Annotated in this window: 15 protein-coding genes; 7 read left to right on the top strand and 8 right to left on the bottom strand. The window is 69.8% G+C overall.

What is annotated here, in order from left to right:
- The first annotated feature begins 115 nt into the window (after positions 1–115).
- The 3 genes from ACZ60E_RS15325 (at position 116) to ACZ60E_RS15315 (ending at position 1,995) form a co-directional block, all read left to right on the top strand.
- Complete coding sequence (locus tag ACZ60E_RS15325) at positions 116–748, top strand: hypothetical protein (protein WP_469441196.1); 633 nt, start codon at positions 116–118, stop codon at positions 746–748.
- A 99-nt stretch (positions 749–847) separates the two neighbouring features.
- The gene (locus tag ACZ60E_RS15320) at positions 848–1,360 is read left to right on the top strand and encodes an ATP-binding protein (RefSeq protein WP_469440764.1); all 513 of its coding nucleotides are present in this window, start codon (positions 848–850) and stop codon (positions 1,358–1,360) included.
- 83 nt (positions 1,361–1,443) lie between these two features.
- Positions 1,444–1,995, top strand: coding sequence for a putative immunity protein (locus ACZ60E_RS15315; RefSeq protein WP_469440762.1), 552 nt, complete (start codon positions 1,444–1,446; stop codon positions 1,993–1,995).
- Positions 1,996–2,114: 119 nt separating this feature from the next.
- Here ACZ60E_RS15315 and ACZ60E_RS15310 read toward each other — a convergent pair whose 3' ends face one another.
- Positions 2,115–3,143 (bottom strand): LacI family DNA-binding transcriptional regulator, encoded by a 1,029-nt coding sequence (locus ACZ60E_RS15310; protein WP_453793383.1) that lies wholly within the window; start codon positions 3,141–3,143, stop codon positions 2,115–2,117.
- Between the two features lie 358 nt (positions 3,144–3,501).
- Here ACZ60E_RS15310 and ACZ60E_RS15305 point away from each other — a divergent pair, with 358 nt between their 5' ends.
- Positions 3,502–5,100 carry a carboxylesterase/lipase family protein gene (locus ACZ60E_RS15305; protein WP_469440759.1) on the top strand — a complete coding sequence of 533 codons (1,599 nt, stop codon included), beginning with the start codon at positions 3,502–3,504 and terminating at the stop codon, positions 5,098–5,100.
- A gap of 134 nt (positions 5,101–5,234) precedes the next feature.
- Here the strand turns inward: ACZ60E_RS15305 and map are convergent, their stop codons facing one another.
- A complete protein-coding gene (map, locus tag ACZ60E_RS15300; RefSeq protein WP_469440758.1) occupies positions 5,235–6,086 on the bottom strand; it encodes a type I methionyl aminopeptidase in 852 nt (283 codons plus the stop codon).
- Between the two features lie 95 nt (positions 6,087–6,181).
- Between map and ACZ60E_RS15295 the strand changes: the two genes are divergently transcribed.
- Positions 6,182–6,448 (top strand): helix-turn-helix domain-containing protein, encoded by a 267-nt coding sequence (locus tag ACZ60E_RS15295; protein WP_107016494.1) that lies wholly within the window; start codon positions 6,182–6,184, stop codon positions 6,446–6,448.
- Between the two features lie 85 nt (positions 6,449–6,533).
- Here the strand turns inward: ACZ60E_RS15295 and ACZ60E_RS15290 are convergent, their stop codons facing one another.
- The 3 genes from ACZ60E_RS15290 to mmuM form a co-directional block, all read right to left on the bottom strand.
- Positions 6,534–8,306, bottom strand: a complete 1,773-nt coding sequence (locus ACZ60E_RS15290; RefSeq protein ID WP_384799794.1) for a ThuA domain-containing protein — start codon at positions 8,304–8,306, stop codon at positions 6,534–6,536.
- Between the two features lie 17 nt (positions 8,307–8,323).
- Positions 8,324–11,191 (bottom strand): PQQ-dependent sugar dehydrogenase, encoded by a 2,868-nt coding sequence (locus ACZ60E_RS15285; RefSeq protein ID WP_469440755.1) that lies wholly within the window; start codon positions 11,189–11,191, stop codon positions 8,324–8,326.
- Positions 11,192–11,541: 350 nt separating this feature from the next.
- Positions 11,542–12,516 (bottom strand): homocysteine S-methyltransferase, encoded by a 975-nt coding sequence (gene mmuM, locus ACZ60E_RS15280; RefSeq protein ID WP_469440753.1) that lies wholly within the window; start codon positions 12,514–12,516, stop codon positions 11,542–11,544.
- A gap of 36 nt (positions 12,517–12,552) precedes the next feature.
- Here mmuM and ACZ60E_RS15275 point away from each other — a divergent pair, with 36 nt between their 5' ends.
- Positions 12,553–13,119 (top strand): hypothetical protein, encoded by a 567-nt coding sequence (locus ACZ60E_RS15275; protein WP_469440752.1) that lies wholly within the window; start codon positions 12,553–12,555, stop codon positions 13,117–13,119.
- A gap of 182 nt (positions 13,120–13,301) precedes the next feature.
- Here ACZ60E_RS15275 and ACZ60E_RS15270 read toward each other — a convergent pair whose 3' ends face one another.
- Genes ACZ60E_RS15270 through ACZ60E_RS15260 form a run of 3 tightly spaced genes read right to left on the bottom strand, consistent with a single transcriptional unit; the run spans position 13,302 to position 15,058 of the window.
- Entirely contained in the window at positions 13,302–13,847 is a 546-nt protein-coding gene (locus ACZ60E_RS15270) for a hypothetical protein (RefSeq protein WP_469440750.1), read from the bottom strand.
- A gap of 33 nt (positions 13,848–13,880) precedes the next feature.
- Entirely contained in the window at positions 13,881–14,261 is a 381-nt protein-coding gene (locus tag ACZ60E_RS15265) for a hypothetical protein (RefSeq protein WP_469440748.1), read from the bottom strand.
- 47 nt (positions 14,262–14,308) lie between these two features.
- Entirely contained in the window at positions 14,309–15,058 is a 750-nt protein-coding gene (locus ACZ60E_RS15260) for a maleylpyruvate isomerase family mycothiol-dependent enzyme (RefSeq protein WP_469440746.1), read from the bottom strand.
- Positions 15,059–15,281: 223 nt separating this feature from the next.
- Here ACZ60E_RS15260 and ACZ60E_RS15255 point away from each other — a divergent pair, with 223 nt between their 5' ends.
- A complete protein-coding gene (locus ACZ60E_RS15255) occupies positions 15,282–16,694 on the top strand; it encodes an RICIN domain-containing protein (protein ID WP_469440743.1) in 1,413 nt (470 codons plus the stop codon).

The following is a 16,694-nucleotide window of genomic DNA, read 5'->3' as shown; positions in this document are numbered from 1 at the left end:
TACTCAGGGCGGTACAACCGAAGGTGCTCAGCCTCGTCGGCCGTGACGAGGATGCTCGGCGTAATCGGGAGGCGATACGGGCGGTGGGTGCGGAACACTTGGCAGGGTGATCAAGATGGAGCCTGTCCTGGAGATGTGGACACCCGACGGCTTCGACCTCTGGCCTGTCGCTGAGATAGAACCGTTCAGCTTCCTGTCCCTCACCGGGGAGCTCTCACCCGCTGAGGTAGGGGCGGTGGTGATGCGTGTCGCCGACTACAACGACGTCGACTCCGATGATGGCCACGCACCGCTGACGGGCAACACAATCGGCTCCTTCTTGCACGGACTGCTCACACCTGAGGACGACATCGTCGCGCCCGGCGGTCTGCGAGTCATCGACACCTCCACCGGTGTCACCTTCCTGCCCGGCTGTTGTGACGGGCTGGAGAGCTGGCGCGACTGGCATCAGCTCGACGACGGCAAGCTGCTTGGGTTCGGCCACGAACCCGTGTCACCCGTTGCGGAGCGCTTCGGCGACACCGTCAGGCTCACTGTCAACACCGAGCAGCGAGAGAGTCCGGTGGTCACGCTGTCCGTCACCGAGTTCCGCCACCTGCTCGCCGGCGCCGAGTGCGACTTGGCCGACTTCCTCGCGCTGGCAGCCGACTGGACGGCCAGGCACCTGCCTGCCTACCGCACTCCCGTCACGGCCGCTCTCGCCTGCGTTCTCGACCTGCCCGTTCCGGCCGTGAGACCGGAGCCATAGGACGATCGGCTCGGCTTCGCTCAGGAGTGCCCACGAGAAGGGCGAGGTCGGGCAGGAGGGCGGTCGGTTCCGGCGCATGTATTTGGTCCCTGTCCCGGGTTGGTCAGGGAAGCGAACTTCCGCCCGGCCCAAGCGGCTGGAGGACTTCGACTTCAAGGAGAACCCCCAGCGTCACCCCCGATCTCGTCGGTAGCCTGTCGGCACCCTGTTGGACCCCGCCTGGGTCAGGGCGGGGCAGCCGCTCTGCTTGATCGGTGGTTCCGGCCCCGGCAAGTCCCACCTGCTGATCGGGATCGGCACCGCCATGCCGAGGCCGGGCTGAAGGTCCGTCACACAACGACGGTCGACCTGGTCAACGAGCCGGCCGAGGCCGCTGACGAGAAGAAGCTTTCGCGCACGATCGCCCGATACGGGCGGGTCGACATGCTCTGCCTGGACGAGTTCGGATATCTCGACCTGGACAGGGCCGGGGCGAAGCTGCTGCTCCAGACCTTCACCGAACGCGAGGAGCGACGCGCCATCGCGATCGTCAACGCGCACATCGTCGAGACCGGCACCGAGTCCTACCGGTTCACCCTCACCCAGACCGAACGCAGGCGGCGCCGCACCTGACCCCTGTCTTCGCCCTTGGCAAGGATGTCGCTGGAGTCCCCGCCTGAGGCCATCGGTGATCGGCCGATGGCAGGATCGTGTCCATGACGGTCGTATCCGGAGACCTCGAACTGACCATGGACGAACTGCGCGTTGTCGCGCACTACGCACTGGAGAGCGCCGAGGAGGTACTCCCTGTGTTCGAGGAAGCCAGCCCCGATGATCCTCGGCCTCGGGCAGCCATCGACGCCGCGCGCGAGTTCGTGAGCGGCGCCAGAAGAACCAAGCTGCAGCGCGTCACCTCCCTGGACGCCCACCGAGCGGCAAAAGAAGCGCCCACGGAGGCGGCGCGGCTAGCTGCACGCGCCGCCGGAGACGCCGCCTCTGCGGCTTATCTCCATCCGATCGCGAAAGGCACTCAGGTGGGGCACATCCTCAGAGCCGCCGCGAGCGCTGCTCGCGTTGGTGAACTGAACGCGCAAAACGATCCCGGCGTCGGGCTCCGGCTGATCGAGGAGGCACGACAACGCGCTACACCGGTCCTGATCGAGGTTCTGAACAGATACCCACTGGCACCTACCGGAAAGAGCCGGGCTGCACAGCTCATGACCATCCTGGACGCGTCCTTGCGCCTGCCGCGTCCAGCCGTCAGCTAGTCCCCTAGCTGACGGCCCTTGCCAACAACTGCGGCCGGCCTCTCCCAGGGGCGGGTTACTGCGCGGCCAGCCACCACCCACCTGCACGTCCCACCCAACCCACGCCACCCAACCCGAATTCACCGCGCCGCCGTACTCGCCCGCACAACCAACCGAGTGGACAGCTCGGTCCGAGTCCCCTCGGGCTGCTCCCCGGCCATCAGCCGCACCAGCAGCCGCAGCGCGACCCCCGCCATCTCGGAGACCGGCTGCCGGACAGTGGTCAGGGCCGGTGACGCCCATCGTGCCTCGGGCAGGTCGTCGAACCCCACCACGCTGACGTCGTCCGGCACGGACAACCCCCGCTCCGCGAGCGCGCGATACGCGCCCAGCGCCATCCGGTCCGAGCAGACGAAGACGGCCGTCGGCGGCTCCGGCAGGTCGAGCAGTTCCAGCATCCGCCGCTGCGCGGACCCCTCGTCGAAGCCGCCGTACCGCACGTACTCCGCCCGATGCCGCACCCCCGCCGCCGCGAGCGCCGACCGGTACCCCGCGACCCGCGCGCCACTGCACGTCCTGCGGCGGTGCCCCGCGACGACGGCGATCCGTTCATGGCCGAGCGAGAGCAGATGCTCGGTGGCGAGCACCCCGCCGTGCCAGTTGGCCCCGCCGACCGACACGACCCCCGCCGGTGGTTCGAGCGCCGGATCGATCAGCACGAACGGGATCCGGTGCTGATCCAGCCAGGCGTACTGGGGCACGGTCAGCTCGGCGAGGTGGAACAGCACTCCGGACGAGCCCCGGGTGGCGAGCTTGTCCAGCCAGCCGCGCTCCGGACGGTCGCCCCGGGTCGGGGTCAGCCCCGCCGAGACCACCACCTCAAGTCCCGCGTCCTGCGCCGCCTCCTCCACCCCGTGCAGGATCGCCCCGGCCCAGGAGCTCTCCAGCGAGTGCACGACGAGGTCGACGAGGCCCGGTGACTTCGCCGCGTCGAACCGGGGTCTGCGTACGTAACCGAGCCGGTCGAGTGCCTCCGTGACCCGGCGGCGGGTCTCCGGTGCCACGTCCTCACGGCCGTTGACCACCTTCGAGGCCGTGGGTACGGACACCCCTGCCTCGCGGGCGACGACCGCGAGGGTCGGCCCCGCCACGCTCCCGGTACGCACCATGGAGCCCACCTCTCCGGCCCCGTCCCGAGGGCCCGCGAAAGTTTCGGGTAGAAAGCGCTTCCTACAGCGGTCCCTACAGTAAGGCCGCCCGAACTCACCGTGGAAGACCGGGTACTCGGTGGAATTCCACGGATCCGAAAGTCTCGAAATGCCGGACATGCTGGTCGTGAGCGGTTCCAGGCACGGTTCGTGAGCGGTTCCAGGCACGGTTCGTGAGCGGTTCGGGGCGGCCGACACGTTCGGCTTCGGCACCCCGGGGCTGCGGAACACGAGGGTTCTGTGATGCGCTGACCGTGATGCGGTGAAGCGGTGAGGCGCGGTCCGCAGAGGCGGTTCGTCGCGGTGAGGAGGGGTTCGGATGGCTGAGGTACCTGCGGTGACCGAGGGTCCCGGCACGGCCGATGGTCCTGTGGTCGGCACCCCCTACGGGGCCGTGCGGGGCCGTTACGAGAACGGCGTCGCCGTTTTCCGGGGCATCCCCTACGCGGCCCCGCCCTTCGGCCCCCGCCGCTTCCGCCCGCCCGTCCCGCCCGAGCCCTGGGCCGGGGTGCGCGACGCGGGCGCGTTCGGGCCGACGCCGCCCAAGCCGCCGTACTCCGACGCCTTCGCGAAGCTGCTCGCCGACCCGGTCGTGCCGGGCGACGACTGCCTGAACCTCAACGTATGGACACCGGAACCGGGTCCCGGCGCCCGCCTCCCCGTCATGGTGTGGATCCACGGAGGAGCACTGACCCGCGGCTCGTCCGCGATCCCGGTGTACGACGGCCGGTCCTTCGCCCGGGACGGCGTGGTGTGCGTGTCCTTCAACTACCGCCTGGGAGTGGAGGGGTTCGGCCTGTTCCCGGACGCCCCCGCCAACCCGGGCCTGCGCGATCAGCTCGCCGCACTGGAGTGGGTACGGGACTCGATCGCGGAGTTCGGCGGCGACCCGGACCGGGTGACCGTCTTCGGTGAGTCCGCCGGGGCGATCAGCATCGGGGCGCTGCTGGCGAGCCCGCGCGCCCAGGGGCTGTTCCGGCGGGCGGTGCTGCAGAGCGGGGCGCCCGAGGTCACGGACCGGGACAAGGTACGGCGCCTGGTGCGCCGGATGGCGGCCCGGCTGAGGATCCCGGCGACCGCGCGGGCGTTCGCCGTCGCCGACCGCAAGGCCCTCGCGGAGGCGCAGGCGGAGGCCGGCCGCCGTGCGAGCCCGGTCGTCGGCGGGCCCGCGTTCGGCATCGTCGTCGACGGGGATCTGGTGCCGCGCGACCCGCTGGAGGCGCTGATCGAGGGCGATGCGGCCAAGGACGTGGAACTGCTCCTGGGCTGGACCAGCGAGGAGTACCGGCTGTGGCTCGCGCCGACCGGACTCGTCGAACGCCTCGACCGGCTCGGCCCGGTCGCCCTGACCGCCGCGAGGGCCCGCTGCCGCTGCGGCCCCGAGGTGCCGCGCGGCTACCGGCTGGCCCACCCCGGGGCGAGCACGGCCGATCTGGTGGGGCAGCTGGTCACGGACTTCCTCCTGCGCGTGCCGCTGCACCGGCTCGCCGACGCCCACCGGGCGGGCTCGCACGTCTACGAGTTCGCCTGGCCGTCGAACGTACCCGGCCTCGGCGCCTGCCACGCCCTGGAACTGGGCTTCGTCTTCGACACGACCGACGTACCCGAGGCGGCGATGCTCGCGGGCCCCGGGGCGCCGCAGTCCCTCGCCGACGAGATGCACGCGGCGTGGGTACGGTTCGCCGTCACGGGCGACCCGGGCTGGCCCGCCTGGGACGACACCCGTCCCGTACGGGTCTTCGGGTCGGGCGGGCCCGAGATCGTACGGGGCCCCCGGGACCGGGAGATGGCCCTGTGGGAGAACGGGTCCCCGGCCCCCACCGGAGCCGGGCGCACCCCGGCGTCGGCCGGGCCGGGCGCCCCGTCAAGGACGGTGGTGGGGCGACTTCGCAGGCCGGGCGCCATGCGGAGGATCTGACGACAACCCGCAACCCGCCTCGCCCGCAGCCGCACGGGCCGGACAAGCCGTGCGAGCCGTACAGGCCGCAAGCCACTCAAGGCGCCCAGGCCGCGCCCCGGGCCGGGACCGCGTCAGCGCACGGCCGTCGCCGGCTATCGCTGGGCTTCCCGGTCCTTGGTGCCCTTGGCGCCCTTGTTGCTCGTGCTGCTCGTGCTGCTCGCGGGGCGCTTGGTGCTCTCCGGGCGCCGGGTCAGGACGAGCGGGCCGCTCTCCGTGATGGCGACCGTGTGCTCGGAGTGGGCGGTGCGCGAGCCGTCGGCCGAGCGGATCGTCCAGCCGTCGGGGTCGTACACGATCTTGTCGGTGCCCGCGGCGAACCAGGGCTCGATCGCGATCGTCAGGCCGGGACGCAGCTTCCAGCCGCGACCGGGGCGGCCGTCGTTGGGGATGTGCAGCTCCTCGTGCATCGTGCGGCCGATGCCGTGACCGCCGAATTCGAGGTTGACCGGGTAGCCGTACTCCTTGGCGACCCCGCCGATGGCCGCCGAGATGTCCCCGAGCCGGTTGCCCGGCAGGGCGACCTCGATCGCGGCCTCCAGGGCGACCTCGGTGGCCTCGATCAGCCGCAGGTCCTCCGCGGCCGGGGTGCCGACGATGACGGAGAGGGCCGAGTCGGCGGCCCAGCCGTCGACCATCACCGCCATGTCCATGGTCAGCAGATCGCCGTCGCGCAGCTTGTAGCTGTGCGGCAGTCCGTGCAGCACGGCGTCGTTGACCGAGAGGCACACCACGTTGCGGAACGGGCCCTTGCCGAACGAGGGCTCGTAGTCCCAGTAGCAGGACTCCGCGCCGCGTTCCTTGATCCGGCGGCGGGCGTGGTGCTCCAGATCCATCAGGTTCACCCCGACGGCCGCGAGGTCACCGAGCTCTCCCAGCACCTGACCCAGGAACTGTCCGGTGACGTGCATACGCTCGATGTCTGCGGGAGATTTGTGCTCGATCACTGTGATCCTCGATTCCACGGGGCGGCCGACCGGTATATTTATACCAGAGGGTGGGGTGGTTGCCCGCCGGACGCCACCGCCTCTAGCATGTGCGCATGGTCCGCCATCCGCTCGCCCCAGAACAGATCGAGGCGGGCCGTCGTCTCGGGGCGGCCTTGCGCTCCGCCCGGGCCGGACGCAGTCCCGCCGAAGTGGCCGCGGCGGCGGAGATCTCGCCCGAGACCCTTCGCAAGATCGAGACCGGCCGCATGCCGACGCCCGCGTTCGGCACGATCGTCCGGCTGAGCGAGGTACTGGGCGTACCCCTGCCGGAGCTCGCCAGCATCTGGCGCACCGACCCCGCCCTCAGCGCGGCCTCCTGAACCCACCGGTACGCCTTTGCCCCGCTCACAGCGGTGAGCGGGGCGAAGACTTCAAGTGAGCCTGATCAGGTCAGGCCAGATCCGATCAGGGCAGGGTCCATTTCTGGTTGGCGTTGGTGTGGCAGGTCCACAGATGGACGGCCGTGCCGTCGTTCCAGGTGCCTCCCGAGGCGTCCAGGCACTTGCCGGACTGCGGGTTGCGGACGGTGCCGTCGGTCTGGGCGGCCCAGGTCTGGGCGCCCGAGCCGTTGCAGGTCCAGAGCTGGATCTTCGTACCGTCGGCGTTGCCTCCGCCGCTCACGTCCAGGCACTTGCCGAGTGCCCTGAAGGTGCCGTCGGTGCCTACGGTCCACTTCTGGGCGGCGGATGAGTTGCAGGTCCAGATCTGGACCTTGGTGCCGTCGGCGGTCTGGGCGTTGTCGATGTCCAGGCACTTGCCGTTGACGCCCTTCACCTCACCCGTACGGGGACCGGGCTCCTGCCCGCCGCCGTCGCGCTTGACGCGGATGTTGCGGAAGGACACGTCGTCGCCGTCACCGTGGTTCTGCAGTCCGATGTGCCCCTGCCGCAGACTCCGCACGGGGTCGGTGTTGGTGAAGTCGTTGATCTTCCGCCCGTTGAGGAAGATCTCCAACCGCTCACCGGTGACCCGCAGTTCGTACGTGTTCCACTCGCCCGGTGGATTCAGCGCCGCGTCCCGCGCGGCGAGGTCGGCGGACTTGAAGCCGTACACGGAACCCGTCGTGCGGTCCGCCGAGTCGGTGGAGTCGATCTGGATCTCGTACCCGTTGTTCACCGCCGACCACGGGTCGTCGGAGGCCGGGAAGCCGATGAAGATCCCCGAGTTGTCGTCCCCGGCCATCTTCCAGTCGAGCTTGAGGGAGTAGTCCCCGGTGAACTCCTGCGCGTTGTACCAGAACAGCCCCATCCCGCCCACGGAGGTGAGCGTGCCGTCCGCGAGGCTGAACTGCCCGGGACCGGCCTGCTTCCAGCCGGTGGTGGACGAGCCGTTGAACAGTGACGTGTAGCCGGTCTCCGGGCGGCAGTCCGCGTCGGTCATGCCGGAGGCCCAGCGGACACCGCCGAGGAGGTGGCGCCGGAAGGCGGGATCGTCGTACGACTCAGGGGTGTGGCCGCCGCCCGTGTAGAAGGCCCGGCCGCCCTGGTAGTCCTTGCACCAGGCGATCGGATGGTCGCCGGACATGTTCCCGCCGGAGTAGCTGGACTCGTCGAGCGAGGCCAGGACATGGGCGGTGGTACGGGGATTGGTGCGGTAGTTGTACCACTCGTCCGTGCGCTGCCAGGTGCTGCCCAGGTGGGCGGTGGCGTCGTGCGCCCGGTCCTCCACCTTGACCGTGGCGGACTGGATCGCCGGATGCGAGTGGAAGAGCGCGCCCGCCAGACCCTCGTAGAAGGGCCAGTCGTACTCGGTGTCGGCGGCGGCGTGGATGCCGACGTAACCGCCGCCGCCCTGGACGTAACTCTCGAAGGCCGTCTGCTGGGCGGCGTTCAGCACGTCACCCGTCGTCGACAGGAAGACGACGCTCTTGTACTGGGCGAGGTTGCCGGTCGTGAAGGTCGAGGCGTCCTCGGTCGCGTCCACGGTGAAGTTGTTCGCGCCGCCGAGGCCGCGCAGGGCCGCGATGCCCTCGTCGATCGAGTCGTGGCGGAAGCCCGCCGTCTTGGAGAAGACGAGGATCTTGTACGCGGGGTCGGCCGCCGCGAGTGGCGGCGCCTCGGCGGTCGCCGATCCGGTGACGGACCGGCCCACCGCGTCGGGCAGTGCGGTGGCCTGCGGGGTCAGACAGAGCGTGGCGCCCACGAACAGGCCGAGGGCCGCTTTCAGGTAAGTACGCATGGTCGGTCTCCTCCCTCCTACGGCAGGGTCCATTTCTGGTTGGCTTGGGTGTGGCAGGTCCACAGGTGGACGGCGGTTCCGTCGTTCCAGGTGCCGCCGGACGCGTCGAGGCATTTGCCTGACTGCGGGTTGCGGACGGTGCCGTCGGTCTGGGCGGCCCAGGTCTGGGCGCCCGAGCCGTTGCACGTCCACAGCTGGATCTTCGTACCGTCGGCGGTGGCTCCGCCGGAGATGTCCAGGCACTTGCCCAGGGCCTTCAGCGTGCCGTCGGTTCCGACGGTCCACTTCTGGGCGGCGGATGAGTTGCAGGTCCAGATCTGGACCTTGGTGCCGTCGGCGGTCTGGGCGTTGTCGATGTCCAGGCACTTGCCGTTGACGCCCTTCACCTCACCCGTGCGGGCGGCACCGCCGGAGGTGGTGAAGGAGAACTCGTCCACGTCGAAGAGCGCGCCGCTGCCGCCCTTGAAGACGAGGTACAGGGAGGTGGAACCGCTGGGCTGGTTGCTCAGCGTGGCCGTCACGTCCTGGAAGGTCTCCCAGCCGCCGGTCACCGGCACGGTCGCCGTGCCGAGCAGGGTGCCGGTCGTGGAACCGGCGCGGACCTCGATGGTGCCGCCCGCGCCCGCCGAGGAGACCCGGGCGGTGAACCGCGTCGCGTTGCCGAGGGCGTACGGCTTGAAGGAGATCCAGTCGTTGTTCTCGATGTTGCCGACGGTCTTGCCGCCGTGCGCGGGGGCGTGGGAGACGACGTCGACGCCCGAGGAGTCGCCGTAGTGCTCGCCCTGCCGGTGGCTGGGCTGGACGACGTGCTGGTCGTGCGCGGTCAGCGCGGGCTGGCCGCCGGCGCCCTTGTCGGTGTACTCGGCGTCGAGCACACCGAAGATGTTGGCGTTGGGATCGTGCTCGCCGTCCGCCAGGGTCTGCAGCGTGCCGGTGCAGCCGGTGGTCGAGGTCTGCGGATGGCCGTGGCTGTCGTGTCCGACGATGAAGGTGACCTTCACCTTCGTGCAGTCGATCGTGCCGTCGGTGCCGTCTTCGGGGTCGGTCACCGTCACCTTGAACGGGATGGCGTCACCGAAGTCGTGGATGCTGCCGTCCAGGGGCAGATCGAGTTTCACGGTGGGCGCGGTGTTGCCCACCGTGACCTGCACGGAGGCGCTGCCGGACTTGCCGGTGCCGTCCGTGACCGTCAGCGTGGCGGTGTACTGGCCGTTGGCCGTGTAGGTGTGGGAGGGGTTGGCGGAGGTCGAGGTGGAGCCGTCGCCGAAGTTCCACGCATAGCTCAGGGCGTCGCCGTCCGGGTCGGTGCTGCCGGCCGAGGAGAACGTGACGGCCAGCGGTGACGTGCCCGAGGTGACGTTCGCCTTCGCCTGCGCGGTCGGGGCGAGCCCGCCCGTGACATGGTCGATGCGGTACAGCGCGGAGTTCGCGTCGCCGTTGAAGTAGCCGGTGCCGTAGTCGAGGACGTACAGGGCGCCGTCGGGGCCGAAGGCCATGTCCATCACCTGGGTGCCGGTCCAGGGCATGGAGTTGATGGACTGCACGGTGCCGTCGGTGCCGGACTCGATGCGCTTGATCCAGCGGCGGCCGAACTCACCGGCGAAGAAGTCGCCGTCGTACTCCTGCGGGAACTTCACCTCGGAGGTGGAGTTCGCGTCGTAACGGTAGACCGGGCCGCCCATCGGGGACTCCGAGCCGTTGCCGAACTCCGGGACGGACGCGCCGTCGTACGGGATCCAGGCGGGCTGGACCGCGGGCAGGCTGGTGAGACCGGTGTTGTTGGGCGAATTGTTCGTTGGCGCCGCGCAGTTGAAGGCGGACCCGGAGGCGCCGGTGGCGAAGTTGTAGTCGATGTAGGCGTCGTTCTTGCCGGTGCAGTACGGCCAGCCGAAGTTGCCCGCCTTGGTGATCCGGTTGAACTCCACCTGCCCGCCGGGCCCACGGGTGGGACTGGCGGTGCCGGCATCGGGGCCGTAGTCGCCGAGGTAGACGATGCCGGTGGCCTTGTCGACGCTCATCCGGAAGGGGTTGCGGAAGCCCATCGCGTAGATCTCGGGGCGGGTCTTCGCGGTCCCGGAGGGGAAGAGGTTGCCGCTCGGTATCGAGTACGACCCGTCCGCGTTGACCTTGATCCGCAGGACCTTGCCGCGCAGGTCGTTGGTGTTGCCCGCGGAGCGCTGCGCGTCGAAGGCGGGGTTGCGGGTGGGGCGTTCGTCGATGGGGGTGTAGCTGTCCGAGGCGAACGGGTTGGTGTCGTCGCCGGTGGACAGGTACAGGTTTCCGGCCGCGTCGAAGTCGATGTCGCCGCCGACGTGGCAGCACAGACCGCGGGAGGCGGGCACATCGAGGATCTTCTTCTCGCTGGCGGGATCGAGGGTGCCGTCGGTCTTGAGGACGAACCGCGACAGCCGGTTGACTCCGTCGAAGGGGGCGAAGTCGGCGGCGCTGCCGTCTGAGGGGGCGTCACCGGAGGGCGTACTGAGCGTGGGCGCGTAGTACAGGTAGATCAGCCGGTTGGAGGTGAACCCGGGATCCACGGCAACGCCCTGCAGCCCCTCCTCGTCATGGCTGTAGACGTCCAACTTGCCCGCGACGGAGGTGGTTCCGGCCGCGTTCGTCAGACGGAGCGTGCCGTCCCGGGAGGTGTGCAGGACCGAGCGGTCCGGCAGCACCGCCAGGGTCATGGGCTCGCCCGTCTCGGCCACGCCCTTGGCGAGCGTGACCTGCTGGAACTCGACGGCGGCGGCTTTTGATCCGCCGGCCGGATCCGCGGGTTGCGCGGGTTGCGCGGCGGCCGGGGAGATGGGCAGCAGACAGCCGACGGCAACGGCCGCGGCGGTCAGCAGATGACGGACACGTCTGTGTCCGATCGGTTTCGTGCGCACAGAGGTCTCCCATGGTGGGGTGGGATGACGGCAGCCCTGACCGGACTGCCAAGCGGTGCACAGGCGCGCGCCGTCGCGCCGTCGTGACCGGTCGCAGCGAGCGCTATGACCGGTTCATTTCAAGGAAGTTAGCGACCTTTGTCGACGGCCGTAACCCATCGAGCACAAGTTCCCAACACTTTTTCCCCACCGAGGACAAAGTGGCTCGCCCGGCGTCGGGCTTCCCGTCAGGGGCGCGCGCTCGTGACGACGTCCACCAGGGCCCCGACCGGGGCGCGGGGAACTGCGCGACCAGCTCCCACCGGCCCGCGGCGCCGCGACAACCGCTCCACCCACCCCCGGGCGAAGCCCTACCTGGGCGGGGCCCCACCTGCCCAGGGCCCCACTTCCACCGCCGCAGCGATCCGCGCAATCCCCTCCGGCCCCACCCGGCAACACCCCCCGACCAGCCGCGCCCCCGCCCGCTCCCACCCGACAACCTCCTCCGGCGCGAACGTGGAGCGCCCCCGCCAGGCCCGCGCCCCCGCGTCCCACGTCTCCCCGCTGTTCGGATAGACGACGACCGGCTTCCCCGTGACCCGCGCGGCCGTCGCCACCGCCGCGTCCACGTCCTCGGGAGCGCAGCAGTTGACGCCGACCGCGATCACCTCGTCCGCGTCGGCGGCCACCGCGAACGCCTCCTCCAGCGACTGCCCGGCCCGCGTCCGCCCACCGGCGACGCTGTACGACAGCCACGCGGGCACGCCGAGCCCACGCACGGCCCTCACCAGGGCCCGCGCCTCATCGACATCCGGCACGGTCTCCAGGGCCAGGACATCAGGGCGGGCCCCGGCCAGCACCTCAACCCGGGGCCGGTGAAAACGCTCCAACTCATCCACGCTCAGCCCGTACCGCCCCCGGTACTCGGACCCGTCCGCGAGCATCGCCCCGTACGGCCCCACGGACGCCGCCACCCACAACGGCCCGCGCGCGCCCTTCGTCCCGGCCCGCCGCGCGGCCTCCCGCGCGAGTCCGACACTCGACTCCAGCAGTTCGGCCGCGCGCTCCCGGGAGATTCCGCGCCGGGCGAAGCCCTCGAAGGTCGCCTGATAGCTGGACGTGATCGCCACGTTCGCACCGGCCTCGAAGTAGGCGAGATGCGCCTCGGTGATCGCCTCGGGCCGCTCCACGAGCAGCCGAGCCGACCACAGCTCGTCACTCAGATCGTGCCCGCCGGCCCGCAGCTGATTGGACAGCCCACCGTCCAGAACGATGGTCCCGACACCGGAGGCAAGAACATCGACGAGGGAACGGCCTGCCGCACCGGAAGAACTGTCGCTGGTCATGCGTCGACGCTACACGCGGTCGGTTTTAATGCCGGGGTGGAGACGTCGTGGTGGGAAGAGTTGCCGGTGTCCGTGTGGGAGGAAGTCGACGGGTTCGTGCTGCGCGATCGCCAGTTGCAGGCGATCAAGGTCATGCTGGACGCAGTTCGGGTTCAGTGGGAGGGCGTTGAGACCCCGCGCCCCAATCTGTACGCCTGCCAGCACGTGGTGATGGCCCGCTACGAGGCGTTGGCCGATCGGATCGTCCGGCAGCCCGAGCCACCGAGGGATGTGGAGTCGCTGGCCGCTCTCATCGGCGGACTGCCGGGGAAGCCGGCCGCGGTCGAGACCGTGTGGGACGGGGACACGACCGGCTGGTTCGTGGAGCTCCTCGCCATCCTGGACGCACCGGCGAGCGAGGCCCGTCTGGCCATGATCCGTCATGGCTCGGACCTCCGTCTCTTCAACGGACAGGTGCCACCCTGGCCGGAGGCGGCGGAAGCCACGAGGACCGGCACCGCTCTGGCCGCCCGCTTCGGCGTGCCCTTCCACTTCGCGAGCCCGGACAAGCCCGATGACCAGGCACCCCGCTGGCGGACCTCGCCTGACGGCCGGAGCGGCTAGGGCCTGTCTGACAATTCCCGTCTGCCGGGCGACGCCATGCACGCACTCTCGCCGCACCGGGCACAGAGCCAAGTACGTCCAGTACGAGGCTCTGCGCCCGGCACGGCGAGAGCACGCACCTGACGCCGCCCGGCCGCCCTCCGGGCGACGACGGGAATTGTCAGACACGCCCTAGGGGTAAGTCACACGTCCTCGCAGGCCTCGGACGTGAACTCCGCTAGGGGGGCCGTGACGGCGGATTCGTCTCCGTCGTCCGAGACGGCGTCGTAGCGGACCATCCCCGGGGTCAGCCCCGCCCGGTCGCTCAGCGTGAACGAGACGCTGAGCGACGACGACGAGTTGTCCTTGGTCCAGCCGTAGAGGGTGTAGGTGGTCTTCGCGGTGAGCGGAGCGAGTGTCGTGTCGGTGGTCCAGCCGTCAGCGGGCGCATCGAGGGGCCAGGTGGTGAGACCGGCCGTGAGGGAGCGGTCGGCGGTCCAGGAACCGACCGTCTCCTCCTTGTCGGGGTCGGCGCCGTCCACGTAGAGGGTCGCGCCGTCGATCCGATGCCCGCACACCATCATGACGCCGAGCAGCCGGCCGTCGGCGGTCACGGAGACACCGGCGACGGCATCGACAGGAGCCGTGCACCCCGAGGCGGCCGCCAGGGCCACGCAGGCCGCACCGGCACCGACCAGACGCCGCCCCACCGACCGCGCACCCATCGACCGCGAAACTTTCGACCGCATAAGGCCCCCCTGCCCAGTGCCTGTTCACCGCCGTCACCGGTGCCGGAATCCATCCACGCGGATCGCACCCCCGTGCGTATGCGGATCAGCCGGTTCGGCCACGAAGCCCGCCGAAGCGAGGATTCCCAGGAGAGCATCCCGCATATGTTCGGAGGCGGCCCCCCAATGCCGGAAGACAGGGGGAAGGTTCGAGGGATCGATTCCCTTCTCGAAGAGGGTGATGGCGGCGTCCCTCAGCTCTGTGGATGTGCGCCAGTCCACGTACACGTCGCCCATGACAACGCGGTCCAAGTGCACCTGGGCTCCGGGCTCGTCGCATGGACCTGCGACGTCGTCGCCCCGGTAGGCGTGAAGCCCGGCACGGAGCAGCTCCCGGACCACCGCGGCGGCCACCTCGTCGCGTTCCGTGATCAACTCCGGCTCCGCGTGGAGTGGGATGCGGGATCCGTACTCGTTCGAGTTCAACTCAGGTCCGGCCAGTTCAGGAGGTTTTCCAGGGTCGTGCGGTCGCCTTCGGCTCGTGCGGTGTCCAGGGGGACGCGGCCGTGCAGGGTGAGCAGGAGTTCGCTCGCGGAGCCGTGGAGGGTGGCGTCCGCGGCACGTCCGTCGTCGGTGACGACGTGTGACCCCGACTCCGTGATGTCGAGGATCCATGACTCGCCCTCGGTCGCGTACAGGCCGATCCGGGCCGGCCCGTGCGGCCAGGACCCGGCGGTGCCATGGCTCACGCCGATGAACTCGGCGATCCCGTCGAGTGCCACAACCGCCGGTACGGGCAAGGGAGTTCCGGCGGCCAGCTGCGCGTCGAAGGCGTGGACAGCCGCCTCCTGGACCTGATGGCGCGCCACGGAACCGCTGTTCTCCGGGACGTCGGAGTCGCCCCACCACGTCCAGCAGTCCACGGCGGGCCCCGCGGCCCGCAGGGCGGCGATCAACTCCTCGGTGGCCGCGGCCGAACGCGCCGACAGGTCCACAGGCAGCGCGTCGTCCGCCGCCACGGCCGGAGGCTTCTCGCTGGGGCCGGCCGCGACCGCCGCCGCCCAGAACCGGTGCACCTGGATGACGTGTTCGACGAGTTCGCGCAGCGACCAGTCGGGACAACTGGGAACGCGGACATCCAGATCGGGAGAACCGGTGACGCTGCCGCGCAGGGCGGCGGAGCGGTCCTCGATCAAGGTCAGCAGATCTTCGAACGAAGGTGTCTGGGGCATCCCCGTTTCCTATCACCCGCCACTGACAGGGGGCCGATTCCGGCGAAGGTTCCGCAGAGGTTCCTACGGATCGCTCCCGACCCGTTGACCTCCCCGTAACACGCCCTTACCTTTTCGGCGTTCGGGATGACAGATGTTGTGCGAAATGCCGAACATTTCTGTTCGCTTTTGTGTCCCCCCACCCCGCCACCGCCATCCCCCGCCCCGAAGGAGCGTGCTTGAGATGAGACGCCTGTACGCCGTACTCCTCGCCCTCTGTCTGGCCCTCGCCGGTGCCCTCGGCACCGCGGGCCCGGCCCAGGCCGCCGCGCAGACCATCGCGAACGGCACGCAGTTCACCGACACCAACGGCAGCCCGGTGCACGCCCACGGCGGCGGAGTCGTCAAGGTCGGCTCGTACTACTACTGGTTCGGGGAGAACCGGAACTCCGACAACACCTTCCGGTACGTGGACGCCTACCGCTCCACGGACCTGAAGAACTGGGAGTTCCGCAACCACGTCCTGACCCAGGCGAGCAACTCGGAACTGGCGACCGCGAACATCGAGCGGCCCAAGGTCATGTACAACGCGTCCACCGGCAAGTTCGTGATGTGGATGCACAAGGAGAACGGCGTCGACTACGGCGAGGCCCGCGCGGCGGTCGCCGTGTCGGACACGGTCGACGGCAACTACACCTGGCAGGGCAGCTTCCGCCCCCTCGGCACGCACATGTCCCGTGACATCACGGTGTTCGTCGACACGGACGGCGCGGGATACATGGTCTCGGCCGCCCGCGAGAACTACGACCTGCAGATCTACCGGCTGACCGCCGACTACACCGGGATCGCCAGTCTGGTCGCCGACCCCTGGCACGGCGGCCACCGCGAGGCACCGGCCCTCTTCAAGCGCAACGGCGTCTATTTCATGCTGACTTCGGGGGCTACGGGCTGGAGTGCCAACCAGCAGCAGTACGCCACGGCCACCTCGCTCGCGGGCCCCTGGACCGCGATGGCGAACGTCGGCGACTCGACGACGTACAACTCGCAGACCGCCTTCGTCCTGCCCGTGCAGGGGAGTTCGGGTACCTCCTACCTCTACATGGGCGACCGCTGGGGCAACTCCTTCGGCGGTACGGTCAACGACTCCCGTTACGTCTGGCTGCCGTTGAGCTTCCCCAGCTCGACCACGATGTCCATGTCCTGGTCGCCGGAGGTCACCGTCGACACGGCCGCCGGGACGGTCACCGGGGCGAGTGCCACGTACAACTCGCTCATCGCCCGCCACTCCTCCAAGTGCGCCGACGTGACCAGTCAGTCGCTGTGGGCCGGTGCCCAGATCAAGCAGTACACCTGCAACGGCGGCACCAACCAGAAGTACTGGTTCAAGTCGGTCGGCAGCGGCTACTACCAGCTGGCCGTGCGCGGCAGTTCCCTGTGCGTGCAGGAGAACGCGAGCACCGTCACGCAGGAGAACTGCAGCGGTTCGGCCACCGCGCAGCAGTGGTCGCTCACCACCACCGGCTCCTATGTGACCATCGCGTCCCGCGCCACCGGCGAGTGCCTGGACGTGAACGGCGCGTCCACCGCGGACTCCGCCGCGCTCATCACGTACACCTGCAACGGGGCGACCAACCAGCAGTGGACCAGAGGGAGTTGA

Source organism: Streptomyces sp. NPDC102514 (assembly GCF_055584525.1).
This window is presented reverse-complemented; position numbering and strand designations above follow the sequence as displayed.